At 34.7% G+C, this 13929-nt stretch carries 12 protein-coding genes; 10 read left to right on the top strand and 2 right to left on the bottom strand.

Annotated elements, in window-relative coordinates; translation table 11 throughout:
* The first annotated feature begins 77 nt into the window (after positions 1-77).
* The 9 genes from xseA (at position 78) to H626_RS10350 (ending at position 9945) form a co-directional block, all read left to right on the top strand.
* A complete protein-coding gene (xseA, locus tag H626_RS0101485) occupies positions 78-1427 on the top strand; it encodes an exodeoxyribonuclease VII large subunit (protein ID WP_027107757.1) in 1350 nt (449 codons plus the stop codon).
* Complete coding sequence (locus H626_RS0101480; RefSeq protein ID WP_027107756.1) at positions 1420-1668, top strand: exodeoxyribonuclease VII small subunit; 249 nt, start codon at positions 1420-1422, stop codon at positions 1666-1668. Before xseA ends, H626_RS0101480 begins: the two co-directional genes overlap by 8 nt.
* Before the next feature lies 1 nt (position 1669).
* Entirely contained in the window at positions 1670-2575 is a 906-nt protein-coding gene (locus H626_RS0101475; protein ID WP_027107755.1) for a polyprenyl synthetase family protein, read from the top strand.
* A 5-nt stretch (positions 2576-2580) separates the two neighbouring features.
* Positions 2581-3393 carry a TlyA family RNA methyltransferase gene (locus H626_RS0101470; RefSeq protein WP_027107754.1) on the top strand — a complete coding sequence of 271 codons (813 nt, stop codon included), beginning with the start codon at positions 2581-2583 and terminating at the stop codon, positions 3391-3393.
* 87 nt (positions 3394-3480) lie between these two features.
* Entirely contained in the window at positions 3481-3930 is a 450-nt protein-coding gene (gene argR, locus H626_RS0101465; protein WP_027107753.1) for an arginine repressor, read from the top strand.
* A 22-nt stretch (positions 3931-3952) separates the two neighbouring features.
* Positions 3953-5653, top strand: coding sequence for a DNA repair protein RecN (gene recN / locus H626_RS0101460; RefSeq protein WP_027107752.1), 1701 nt, complete (start codon positions 3953-3955; stop codon positions 5651-5653).
* Between the two features lie 409 nt (positions 5654-6062).
* Positions 6063-7502, top strand: coding sequence for an NADP-dependent phosphogluconate dehydrogenase (gene gndA / locus H626_RS0101450; protein ID WP_027107751.1), 1440 nt, complete (start codon positions 6063-6065; stop codon positions 7500-7502).
* A 200-nt stretch (positions 7503-7702) separates the two neighbouring features.
* On the top strand, positions 7703-8395 hold the full coding sequence (locus tag H626_RS0101445) for a response regulator transcription factor (protein ID WP_027107750.1): 693 nt from the start codon (positions 7703-7705) through the stop codon (positions 8393-8395).
* Positions 8392-9945: a HAMP domain-containing sensor histidine kinase gene (locus tag H626_RS10350; protein WP_245570050.1), complete on the top strand. Its 1554-nt coding sequence runs from the start codon at positions 8392-8394 to the stop codon at positions 9943-9945. Before H626_RS0101445 ends, H626_RS10350 begins: the two co-directional genes overlap by 4 nt.
* 37 nt (positions 9946-9982) lie before the next feature.
* Here the strand turns inward: H626_RS10350 and yidC are convergent, their stop codons facing one another.
* Both yidC and H626_RS0101430 read right to left on the bottom strand, forming a co-directional pair.
* Positions 9983-10927, bottom strand: coding sequence for a membrane protein insertase YidC (gene yidC / locus H626_RS0101435; protein ID WP_027107749.1), 945 nt, complete (start codon positions 10925-10927; stop codon positions 9983-9985).
* A gap of 79 nt (positions 10928-11006) precedes the next feature.
* A complete protein-coding gene (locus H626_RS0101430) occupies positions 11007-11396 on the bottom strand; it encodes an acylphosphatase (RefSeq protein ID WP_051237699.1) in 390 nt (129 codons plus the stop codon).
* A 143-nt stretch (positions 11397-11539) separates the two neighbouring features.
* Here H626_RS0101430 and H626_RS0101425 point away from each other — a divergent pair, with 143 nt between their 5' ends.
* Complete coding sequence (locus tag H626_RS0101425) at positions 11540-13813, top strand: DNA translocase FtsK (RefSeq protein WP_027107747.1); 2274 nt, start codon at positions 11540-11542, stop codon at positions 13811-13813.
* The last annotated feature ends 116 nt before the right edge of the window (positions 13814-13929 follow it).

The following is a 13929-nucleotide window of genomic DNA, read 5'->3' as shown; positions in this document are numbered from 1 at the left end:
ATAATGGTAAACAAAATGACATGTACGAAAATCTATTAATTATGCTAAACTAATCAGTGTAGAAAGGATGTGCATGAATGCAGCCGACTTATTTGACCGTAACAGCATTGAGCCAATATATACGGTACAAATTTGATAAAGATCCTTACTTGGAAAGAGTTTACTTAACTGGGGAAATTTCCAATTTTAAGAGAAATAGACCAAACAGCCATCAATATTTTAGTTTGAAAGATGAAAAAGCTAAAATTTCAGCAGTTATGTTTCAAACCGCATTTAAAAAAATGCGGTTTACTCCAGAAGAAGGCATGAAAGTTCTAGTAATTGGAAGGATCTCCGTGTATGAAAAAACTGGGAACTATCAAATTTATATTGAACATATGGAACCAGATGGTATTGGCCAATTATTTCAAGCTTATGAAGAAACAAAAAACAAGTTGCAAAAAGAAGGATTGTTTTCTCTACCAAAAAAACCTTTACCATACCATCCAAAGCGAATTGCTATAATAACTAGTCCAAGTGGGGCTGTTATAAGAGACATCATTACTACTGTAAAAAGGAGATACCCCATTGTTCAGTTAGTTATTTATCCTACGTATGTTCAAGGTGAAAAAGCTGCAAAATCGATTGCAAAAAATGTGATTTCAGTAGCAGAGACTAATTCGTTCGATACCCTTATAATAGCAAGGGGTGGGGGTTCTTTTGAAGATCTATTTCCTTTTAATGAAGAAATAGTTGCACGTGCAATAGCCCAAGTAGATATTCCAGTAATATCGTCTGTTGGTCATGAAACGGACACGACCTTAGCGGATTTAGCTGCTGATATTAGAGCTGCCACTCCAACAGCGGCAGCAGAACTGGCTGTTCCTATTCTGAATGAAGAAATTTTAAAGATCAAACAGTTAGAATTGCGTGCAGGGAAAGCTTATTTCAATAAAATAGAAAGACTAAAGGAAAGATTAAGAACGATCAGAAAATCTTACATTTTTAAACAGCCCGAACGTTTATATGAAACTTATAATCAAAATATTGATCAATTAGTGGACAAAGCAGTTCAATTGATTGGAGAAAAATTAAATAGTAATAATCAATCGTTAGCTTTGCTACAATTGCGTTTAAAAAATAGCAGTCCCAAAAACAATATTGAAATAAATAGAGAAAATATCAATGAAAAAAACAGACAATTAATATATTTTATGAGAAATTATTTAAAAGAAAAAAATAACCGAACAAATTATACTATTCAATCATTAGATCATCTTTCTCCATTAAAAATAATGTCTCGTGGTTATAGTTATGTAACAAAAGATCAGAAGGTAGTTCGATCTGTCGAAGATGTCGAACAGGGAGATTCTGTAGCTATCCACTTACTCAATGGAAAAGTTGGAACTCAAGTTACAAAAGTTGAAAGAGGGAAGAGAAATGACTAAAAAAGAGAAGAAATTTGAAGATTCATTAAATGAACTAGAGGGGATCGTTGACAACTTAGAAAGGGGAGATATTCCTTTAGAAGAAGCGTTAGATAGCTTTAAAAAAGGCATTACCTTAAGTAAAAAACTAAAGAAAACATTACAAGACGCAGAAGAAACTCTCACAAAGATTGTAGATGAAAACGGAGAAGAAATAATTTTCGAAAATGAATTAGAAACTAAAGATTTACAAGGAGAATAAAATGGCTTTTGAATATTTTGCAAATCAGGAACTCAAAAAATTCGAAATTAAAATGATGAACGAACTCACAGCCGACTTCGGAAACCAAGCCACTTTAGAAGCCTCTATGCGCTATTCTCTTGAAGCAGGTGGAAAGAGGCTCCGACCTTTATTGCTTTTATTGACCCTCCAGTCTTTTGGTGGCTCAATTGCAGATGGTTATCCTTCTGCAATAGCTTTAGAATTAGTGCATACCTATTCTTTGATTCACGATGATTTACCAGCAATGGATGATGATGATTTGAGACGGGGGAAACCCACCAATCATAAAGTGTTTGACGAATCAACGGCAATTCTTGCTGGTGATGCATTGTTGACAAAAGCATTTGAAATAATTGGAAAGAATTCGCAAAATGAATCAAAAATTAAAATTGAGCTCATTACTTTATTAGCTCAAGCGGCTGGTCATAATGGCATGATTGGGGGCCAGCAATCAGATATGGAAGCAGAGCATAAAAATATTACGTTGTTGGAGTTGGAATCGATCCATTTGAGAAAAACTGGAGCATTATTGAGGTTTGCTTTACAAGCAGCTGGGATTTTGACCAAACAAGATAAAAAGGTCATAACTATACTAGGCGAAATTGCAGATAAAATAGGGTTAGCTTATCAAATAAGAGATGATATCCTAGATCGTGTGGAAACAACAGAGACATTAGGCAAACCAGCTGGTTCGGATATTAAGAGAGAAAAAAACACTTATCCAAGTCTATTGGGAATAGAGAATGCGTATAAATCATATGCAAATCAAATGAATGATGCCAAAATACTTGTGCAGGAACTTTCTATGTATCTAAATAAAAACAACCTATTTTTTAATTCCAAAGGGATTTTGTCTTTTATAAATGATTTAGAGATAGGCAGGTAGAATAAATGAAAAAAGAGCGAGCAGACAAATTATTAGTGGAACAAGGGTATGCAGAAACAATTGAAAAAGCTCAAGCTTATATAATGACTGGAAAAGTTTTTACATCGAAAGAAATCCGTGTTGACAAAGCTGGAGACTATTTTCCAGTGAATACAGATTTATACGTAAAAGGAATACACAAGAAATATGTTAGCCGTGGAGGCTATAAGTTAGAAAAAGCTCTAGAAATATTCGATTTCACAGTAAAAAATAAAATTGTTCTCGATATTGGTTCTTCAACTGGGGGATTTACTGATGCAGCTTTACAATATGGAGCAAAATTGAGCTATGCATTAGATGTTGGAACGAACCAATTGGATTGGAAGTTAAGAAATAATCCTAAAGTAATAGTAATGGAACAAACAAATTTCAGGAATTCTACGGCAAACGATTTTATATACGGAAAACCTAGTGTAGCAACGATCGATGTTTCATTTATTTCTCTAAAAAAAATCCTTCCTGTTCTCTCTAAGATATTGGAACGGAACGGACATGTAATTGCACTTGTAAAACCTCAATTTGAAGCAAACAGAGAAAAAGTTGGAGATAAAGGTATTGTTACGGATCGTGATGTCCATAAAGAAGTTTTAGAAAATATAATTCAATTTGCAACCCATGAAGGTTATGATGTGATGGATTTGACTGTTTCTCCAATAAGTGGTGGAAAAGGAAACAAGGAATTTTTAATGCACTTGATATTATCCAAAGAAACAATAGGGGAGATATCTGAATCAGTTAATATTGAAGCAACAGTAAAATCTGCTCAAAGTGTAAAATAATAAGCTATAATTCTTTTTTTATACAATTTTGTGCAGTATACTAAAGAAAAGATATGTATATTTATGCTTCTTTAGGAGGGGTTGTAAATGAATAAAAGAGACCGGCACAGCTTAATCAGAGAACTCGTTCAGGAACAAATAATTGAAAAACAAGAAGATCTAGTGAGAATTCTAATGGAAAAAGGGATTGAGGTCACTCAAGCTACGATATCAAGAGATATAAAAGAATTGCAATTGATAAAAGTTCCTTCTAAGTCAGGTGGTTACAGATATAATCTCCCGCCAGAAATGAATTACGATACTGCACGTAAATTAGAAAGACTGCTAAGAGATGCTTTTATTTCAATTGATACTCAAAAAGAATTTGTTCTGATCAAAACACAACCTGGAAATGCTTTTGCATTGGGAGCAATCATTGATTCAGCAGATTATGAAGAAGTGTTTGGTACGATTTCCGGCGATGATACTGTATTGATTATCTGTAAAGGCGAAGAAGAGGCTTTATACATGCAAAGAAGAATAATTGCCTTTATATAATTGGCAAAGGGGGATTTGATACGTGCTCCAAGAATTGATTATCAAAAATTTTGCCATTATTGAAACATTAGAATTATCTTTCAAAAAAGGGATGACTGTCCTTACAGGTGAAACCGGGGCAGGGAAATCAATTATTATTGATGCGGTCGGTTTATTAGCAGGCGGAAGAGGATCTAGTGAATTTGTTCGTTTTGGCGAAAAAAAATGTTCTTTAGAGGGTATATTTAGTTCTGAAAAAAATGATGAATTAAAAAAAATATTACTACAAGAAAGTATCGAATACGATGAAAGTGTCATAATGATTCAAAGAGAAATCTATGCAAATGGTAGAAATGTATGTCGAGTCAATGGGAGTATTGTAACAATCTCTACATTAAGAAAGATTGGAGAATCCCTGATCGATATTCACAGTCAGCATGAGCATCAGGAATTGATGCATGTTGAAAAACATTTAAAACTACTAGATCAATTTGGATCACATGCACTTGTCCGACTAAAAAAAGAATATCAATCTTATTACAATGAATATCATTCTTTAAACAAACAGTTAAATGAATGGCAATATAATGAACAAGAAGCAGCTCAACGAATTGATATGCTATCCTTTCAATTAGAAGAAATTGAAGCGGCTTCATTGGTAAATGATAATGAGGAAGAAGAACTAAAAGAAGAGCGAACCCGTTTGGCCAACTACCAAAAAATTATGGAATCTCTTTCTTCAAGTTATGATGCTATCCAAGGAAATGAAACAAATGGCTTGGATGCAATTGGGCAAGCTATGCAATCATTACAGTCTATAGAAGAAATGAATGTAGAATACAAAAGAATAGCAGAATTAGTCTCAACTAGTTTTTATCAATTGCAAGAGGCAGCTAGTGATTTATATCATGCATTGGATTCATTGGCGTATGATGAAGAACGATTGAACGAAATTGAAGAAAGACTAGAAGTCGTTCACCAGCTGAAAAGAAAATATGGCAATTCTATTATTGAGATAAACAGTTATGCTAGGGAAGCACAGTTGGAACTAGAAAAGCTTCGTAATAGAGAAGAAGGAATGGATGACTTATCGAAGAAATTAGCCCTAGCTACCAAAAAAGTGATAGAAAGTGGCAAGGAGCTATCATCTGAGAGAAGAAAAATCGCAAAAAGGTTAAAAAAATCAATTCAAGAACAATTAAAAGAATTATATATGGAAAAAGTTGTCTTTGAAGTGAAATTCAAACAGGATGTAAACGAATTAAACGAGAAAAATGCTACCATAAAAGGGTTGGACTTTGTGGAATTTTATGTTTCTACCAATCCTGGAGAGCCGTTAAAACCTTTAAATAAAACCGCATCAGGCGGAGAGCTTTCTCGAATGATTTTGGCACTGAAAACAATATTTTCAAAATCGCAAGGAGTTACGAGTATTATTTTTGATGAAGTGGATACTGGGGTGAGTGGAAGAGTTGCTCAAGCAATTGCGAATAAAATATATTCTGTTGCTTCCCATTCACAAGTTCTTTGTATTACTCATCTTCCACAGGTTGCTGCTATGGCCGATCAGCATCTTTTGATTGAAAAAGAAGAAAGCAAAAACAGAACTATTACGCATGTAAATGAATTAATAGAAAAAGAAGCTATAGAAGAAATAGCAAGAATGCTAGCAGGAACGAAAATAACTAAGTTAACTATGGAAACAGCCCGAGAATTGAAAAATGAAGCAAAAAGAATAAAATAAAAAAATAAAGAACCCTGGATACGTAAATAATTACGGATCCAGGGTTCACAAAAATTTTTTTATTATTTTGTTTATAAAGCAGGAAGTATACTGAGTAATGAGGCAAAAATAGAGCTTGTCATCATTATAACCATTATCCAGACAAAAACTTTAGACATAGTCTTTTTTTTCTTTTTTTGATTGTGTTTGTTTTCCATTTTTTTCACCTGCCCATTTGATTTCCTTTAAGTAGTTTACACTATATTCCGTTGACTATCAAATGTTTTAGCTAGCTTTCAATAAAACGGGATATTTTTACACTTTGGAACAACTGATGAATAAAAGGATGCGTTTCCTAAAACAAGGTTTTTTTGGTAAAATGATAAGGAAGTCTGAATAAGCAATAAAAAATAGAGGAGGAAATTCTTTAATGAGCAAACAACAGATAGGTGTAGTCGGAATGGCTGTTATGGGGCGTAACTTAGCTTTGAATATTGAAAGCAGAGGATATTCTGTTTCAATTTACAATCGTACGACATCGAAAACAGAAGATGTAATGAATGAAAATCCAGACAAAAATTTAGTCCCTACTTACAGTTTAGAAGAACTTGTTGAATCGTTAGAAAAACCAAGAAAAATTATGTTGATGGTGCAGGCAGGTAAAGGTACTGATGCAGTAATTCAACAATTACTACCTTTTTTAGAAAAAGGTGATTTATTGATTGATGGAGGAAATACTTTCTTTAAAGATACTATGAGAAGAAGTGAAGAACTAGCTGAGTCAGGAATCAACTTCATCGGCACAGGTGTTTCGGGTGGAGAAGAAGGTGCATTAAAAGGACCAGCAATCATGCCTGGTGGACAAAAAGAAGCTTATGACTTAGTGGCTCCTATTTTAGAAAAAATTGCAGCAAAAGCTCCTAGTGATGGAGAGTCGTGTGTCGCCTATATTGGACCAAATGGAGCAGGACATTATGTGAAAATGGTGCATAATGGAATAGAATACGGAGACATGCAATTAATTGCTGAAGCCTATCATTTGCTTCGTGAAGTGGTCGGTTTATCTATTGATGAAACTGCTGAAGTATTCAAAGAATGGAATACCGGAGAACTTGATAGTTTCCTTATCGAAATAACCGCAGATGCATTGACCAAGGTTGATTCCGAAACAGGAAAGCCAATGGTTGAAATTATTTTGGACCGAGCAGGGAATAAAGGCACTGGTAAGTGGACATCTCAAAGTGCATTAGATTTGGGAATACCGTTACCAATAATCACAGAATCTGTATTCGCACGTTATATTTCAGCAATGAAAGAAGAACGAGTTGAAGCAAGTAAAGTTCTTCCAAAACCTGCTGAATATAAAATTGATGGGGATAAAAAAGTCTTGATCGAACAAATTCGCCAGGCTTTATATTTTAGTAAAATAACGAGTTACGCTCAAGGATTTGCTCAAATGAGAACAGCAAGTGAAGAATACAATTGGGATCTAAAGTATGGTGAAATTGCCAAAATATTTAGAGCGGGTTGTATAATACGTGCACGTTTCCTACAAAAAATCACCGATGCATATGATCGTTCTCCAGAAATAAAGAATCTTTTACTGGATGATTACTTTATAGACATTACTAAGAATTATCAAGATTCGATAAGAGATTTAGTAGGTATAGCTGTAAAATCTGGTGTTCCAGTTCCAGCATTTTCTTCTGCTATCGCATATTATGATTCATACAGAACCGCACGTTTACCAGCAAATATAATCCAAGCACAAAGAGATTATTTCGGAGCACATACCTATGAAAGAACAGATAAAGAAGGATCTTATCACTTTGATTGGTACGGAAATGATGGTCAAATAAAAACTGATTAATTCTTTACGTTGAATATATTTTTTTAGAAATGGCAGTCTAGACTGCCATTTCTATTTATTTACGCTAGTTTGTCTTTGTGCTTAAACAATTAATCAAAAAAAAGAAGAGTCCATTCTTATATTTAAAAAACTATGGTAAACTAATGCTAACTATATGAGAAAGTATTCGTATTCTAAAATGTATAAGGTAGGTGTCATCAATGGGAAAAGTCTTAATTATTGAAGACGAAAAAAATTTAGCTCGGTTTGTTGAATTAGAGTTGAAACATGAAGGATTTGAAACGGCTGTTCGATTCAATGGACGAACAGGGTTGGAAGCGGCTTTAGATGAATCTGAAGAGTGGGATGTGATCCTACTTGACCTAATGTTGCCAGAATTAAATGGGATTGATGTTTGTCGTAGGGTTAGACAAGTGAGTACAGTTCCGATCATCATGATGACTGCAAGAGATTCTGTTATCGATAGAGTTTCAGGATTAGATCATGGAGCAGATGATTACATTGTTAAGCCATTTGCAATCGAAGAATTACTAGCACGTATGCGAGCATTGCTAAGACGTATCACAATTGAAAATGAAGAAAGTTCGCGTAAACAAACGACTGTTACCTTTAAGAACTTAATTGTGGAAAAGGAAAATCGTATTGTTAGAAGAGATGAAACAGTGATTGAATTAACAAAACGCGAATATGAATTGCTAGTTGAACTAATGGAAAATGTGAATATCGTTCTTTCAAGAGAAGTCCTCTTGAATAAAGTATGGGGCTACGAAACGGAAGTCGAGACAAATGTGGTAGATGTTTATATACGCTATTTGAGAAATAAAATTGATGTTCCAGGTGAAGAAAGTTATATTCAAACAGTTAGAGGAACAGGATACGTGATGAGACAGTGAACACATTTTTTTCTAAAATAGATGATAAAAAAAAGTCTACTAGAAGAATTTCTTTAAAATGGAAATGGACGATCGGGACAGCGGTAGCAATTTTTTTAGCGTACACTTTGTTTTCTTCTATTTTATATTTCGGATTTGAACGAATGATGTTAGAAAATGAAAGAGAAAATCTTCAAGAGATGACTGCGACTGTATCTGAAAGGCTAATTATTTTTTCTGGACCACTCACAGAAGAGGATATTTTATCTGCTATTAATCCTACTCCGGATAATGAGGAGGATTCAGTAAATCCATCATTAGGACAAGGGAACCTACCGATAGGAGAAAATGTACCGTATCAAGAGTCTCTTTTTTCAAGAATCAATAGTGAGGGAATTGTGATACGGGTTTACAATGATCAAAATCGTTTGGTCTATGAGTCTGTTCCAAGTGATAGAACAAGGATCATCACAGAACAATTTGAAATTGAAACCTTACAGTTAAATCGAAGGACTATTTTGTCTGCCTCAACACCAGTTTATTCCTCTATGAATAATGAAAAAATTGGGAATGTACAGATCATTGATGAATTGGTTGCTTTTCACGAATTAACCGATCGTGTTTTATTTGCCATTGTTGTTACGGGTATTATTGCTTTAGTCTTCAGTGGGATTTTCGGTTTTTTGCTTGCACTAAATTTTTTAAATCCGATTAGAAAGATGACTGCAGCTATTAACGTTATTCGTAAAGATCCTCAATCAGAAGAACGAATCGATGTGGGTGGCGGCAATGACGAGTTGACAGAGCTGGCAAACGCTTATAATGATATGCTAGATCGAATGCAAAGAAATATTGAAAACCAAAAATTATTCGTTGAGGACGTCTCTCACGAATTACGCACACCTGTTGCTGTTGTAGAAGGTCATTTAAAATTATTGAATAGATGGGGAAAAGATGATCCGGAAGTGCTGGAAGAATCTTTAGAAGCATCCTTACAAGAAATTGGCAGAATGAAAAAATTAGTACAGGAAATGTTAGATCTCTCTCGAGCAGAACAGGTTGAAATTCATTATAAAAATGAGAGCACCCCACTTAGAGAAGTGATCATGCAAACTGTAAATAATTTTAGAATGATTCATGAAGATTTTATTTTTAATTTAGACGACGCAACCGAAAAAGAAATAAATGTATCGATTTATAGAAATCATTTAGAGCAAATATTGATAATTCTGTTGGATAATGCTGTGAAATACTCTAGAGATCGAAAAGAAGTTCATGTATCTATTGCAACCGAAGGAACGACGGCTCAAATTGCGATTCAAGATTTTGGTGAAGGAATGTCTGAAGAAGATACTGAAAAAATCTTTAATCGTTTTTATAGAATTGATAAAGCAAGAAGTCGACATAAAGGTGGAAATGGGCTAGGTTTATCTATTGCAAAAGAACTTATACAAGGTTACGGTGGGAAGATTTGGGCAGAAAGCGTATTAAATTATGGCTCAGTTTTTCGTATTATACTTCCTATAACCGAAGGGGATAGCGATAAAAAGACCACCAACAAAGCCGAATGAAAAAGCAGCTAAGGGATTCCCTTAGCTGCTTTTTTGGTTATTTATTTTTTTGTTGTTTACCTGCATTTCTACCTTTTGAGTTATCTTTAGTTTCAAAAGTCGATTTTGCATTTCTTTTATTTCTTGGGGGCGTAACATCTTTTCTTTTTGGTAAACTTTCAGATTTCTTTCGGGTTACTTGGGTGGTATCCCCTTGTTTTTCTCTGATATCAGCTTCAATTTTGGGTTTGTAGTAATTATTAGTTATATAAGACTGAATTATTGCAACGATTCCGCCTGCTAACCAGTAAAGAGATAATCCGGCTGGTCCAGTCAAAGAGAAAAACAAAATCATAACAGGACTTAATAACATCATTGTTTTTGATTGTTGTTTCTGTTCTTCAGACATTCCTGCCATCATAACACGCGATTGGAGATAATAAACAGCACCTGCTAATACAGCTAGTAGAATACTCCTCTCACCCAGTGAAATTCCAAAAAAGGTAGATTGAGCTATTTCTTGCGATAAGTTGATTGCTTGAAACATAGCAGTAAAAATTGGTAATTGAATGAGCAATGGTAAACAACCTATCCCGCCCATTGGATTAATATTATTTTCTGAATAAACTTGCATAAGTTCCTTTTGTAATTCTTGCTTTTCTTCTGGGGTCTGTGCGGCCTTCATCTCAGCCTGTATTTCATCGGTGATATGTTTTACAGAACCCATTTTAACTTGTTGAGTTGTTGTTTTCTTTTGCTGACTTAGACCTAGAGGTAAAATAGTTAGTCGGACAACGATGGTAATTACAATGATCGCTAGACCGAAACTTCCACCGAGTGAATCTGCCAACCAAATAATAACTTCTTGGGTGGGAACTACTAAATTATCATAAACAAATCCTGTTGGATCTCCTGAATCGTCAAAACGCATACATCCTGATAAAAAGAGCATGAGACTAAGTAAAGAGGTGGATAACAGTAATTTTTTTGTACGTTTTTTCATTCTACACTGTCCTTTATGTTAGTTTGTAATAGTGAAATTAAAATACTATTGTAAACTATACAGTATAAAATATTTTTTTTCAATTAGTTATCCTAAAATCATCTTTATCTTTAATGTCTTGTTCTTTGATGTACTTCACTTCCAGATGTTCTACTCTGCCACTCGGAGAGGGAGAATTGCTTAGTTCTGTAATGAATTTGTCTATAATATTTTTTTTTGCTGATCCTTGGACATACACAGAACCGTCATTTTCATTTCTCACTCGTCCAACGACTCCCAACTCATCAGCAAGTTGTTTTGTTGTGTAACGAAATCCGACCCCTTGAACACGACCGAATATTCGAACTTCTATACTGACCTCTTGTGAATCAGAGGGTGGTTCGTTTAGATATTCTATAGTAGAAGTTGATGAATGATCAGAGTTTTTGGTGTTTTGTTTCTTCATAAATTTATCAAATAATGAGGCCATCAAAAAAACTCCCTTTCGAATTGTAAAGTTATACTTATAGTTTATCACGTCTTTTATATAAATCAAAAATACCAACCCTGTTACTATCCAAAGTGATTTTGTGTATAATAAACAAGAATATAAATTAGAAATGAGGAGAAAGTATGGCCCAGAAAAAGAAACGAGGAAGACCTAGAAAAAAGAATAGGATGATTCCCTTCGAAGTACTCGGTTTGCTTCTGACAGTTATTAGTTTCTTTTCTTTAACTAGATGGGGATTTGTTGGTCGACTAGCTGCTAATATGTATCGTTTAGTTGCAGGTGAAGCATATATGGTATTAAGTATACTGGGAATTGTTTTTGGAATTGCTTTTTTGTTCAAAGGGAAGAGCCCTACACTATCAAAAAACAAAGTTTTTGCAGTTAGCTTACTATTTATCAGCTTACTTGTTTTTCTACATGCACGACTTTTTGGACCTGTAATTAATCCGCAGCTAAATGTAATCGTAGCTACTTGGAGATTTTTTTTAGCAGACTTTTTAGGAAATACGTTAACACAATCTTTAGGTGGAGGAATGATTGGTGCTCTTATGTATGGTGTGAGCTATTTTTTGTTTTCTCACATAGGAACTTTTCTCATTACACTTCTATTGTTTTCTAGTGGTATTATTTTATTGTTCGAATTACCATACAAACAAACATCTAAACATTTTTTTGATTTTTCGAAAAAAACAGGAAAGATTTTTGCAGAGAAAATGAGAGCAGCTCTATCATTTTCTGAAAGAAAAAGTCGCAAAAAAGTAAAAGTAGTGCAAGATGATAAGAACAAACAACAGTCAAATAATGAGGGCATATCTGACAAAAAACAGTTTGTTGAAAAAGAATCCGTGAAGCAAGCAACAATCGAACCCAGCCAACTAAAAATTAATAGCTATCAAGAATCTTCAGAAGTGAAAAATAATGAAGCAGAGGATTCTAATGTTGATTTTGAGATTAATGGAGAAGTTGAAAATGAGGACTATGCATTACCGCCAGTTACGCTATTGGATAGAATAGAACCGACGGATCAGTCCCAAGAATATTCCCTTATTCAAAAAAATGTAGAGAAATTAGAAGAAACATTTCAAAGTTTCGGAGTCGATGCTACTGTCACCAAAGCTAATCTTGGTCCGGCTGTTACAAAGTATGAAATTCAGCCTGCTACGGGCGTAAAGGTGAGCAAGATCGTAGGACTAACAGACGATATCGCATTGGCCTTAGCAGCCAAGGATATCCGAATGGAGGCACCTATTCCTGGGAAAGCGATGATTGGTATCGAAGTTCCTAATAGTGAAGTCAGTTTAGTTTCTTTTAAAGATGTGATTGAAAGTCAAACGAAAAATAAAGAAAAAATGTTAGAAGTACCGCTTGGGAGAGATATATCAGGGCAAATTTCTATGGCAGATCTATCCAAAATGCCCCATCTACTTGTCGCTGGTGCAACAGGTAGTGGTAAATCAGTTTGTATCAATGGGGTAATTACTAGTTTGCTTATGAAGGCAAAACCGAATGAAGTTAAATTGATGATGATCGATCCCAAAATGGTAGAACTGAATGTCTATAATGGGATTCCTCATTTGTTGACCCCAGTTGTAACCAATCCTAAAAAAGCAGCTCAAGCCTTGCAAAAGGTTGTTCAAGAAATGGAAAGACGGTATGAACTGTTTGCAGCTAGTGGAACAAGAAACATGGAGGGATACAATAAATTTATCAAACATAAGAATGAGGAGGCTGAGGAAATTCTGCCTGAACTCCCATTTATCGTTGTGATTGTTGATGAGCTGGCTGATTTGATGATGGTTGCAAGTAATGAGGTAGAAGATGCTATTATTCGCTTAGCCCAAATGGCAAGAGCAGCTGGAATACATATGATTTTAGCTACTCAAAGACCAAGTGTGGATGTTATTACTGGAATCATAAAGGCAAACGTTCCATCAAGAATAGCTTTTGCTGTTTCAAGTGGTACTGATTCAAGGACGATTTTAGATGCAAATGGGGCTGAAAAATTACTAGGGAAAGGGGATATGCTTTTTCAACCTATGGGTCAAAACAAACCGACTCGGGTCCAGGGAGCATTTATTTCAGATAATGAAGTTGAAGCTGTCGTCAACTTTGTCAAGAACCAACAAGAAGCTAATTATGTGGAAGAAATGATTCCAAAAGAAGAGCCTAAAACTGCACAGGGTGAAGCAGAAGATGAATTGTTTGATGATGCAGTTGAATTAATCGTAGATATGCAGACAGCGAGTATTTCTTTGCTTCAGCGTCGTTTTCGAATTGGATACAATCGAGCAGCTCGTATGATCGATGAAATGGAAATGCGTGGTATAGTAGGTCCTTCTGAGGGAAGCAAGCCTAGAGTAGTAAATATTTCTAAGCCAGATGGTGAAAATGATTAGAAAACGATTAACTTCCAAACAATTTTTATGAAAAACGGTTTCAATTATCGTAAATAGACTTTCCTTTGTTCGGAAAAAATGGTAACATATTCCATGAGGATGGAGTAGGAAATGAC

It is taken from the genome of Lacticigenium naphthae DSM 19658, from assembly GCF_000425865.1.
GTDB classification, from domain to species: domain Bacteria; phylum Bacillota; class Bacilli; order Lactobacillales; family Carnobacteriaceae_A; genus Lacticigenium; species Lacticigenium naphthae.
This window is presented reverse-complemented; position numbering and strand designations above follow the sequence as displayed.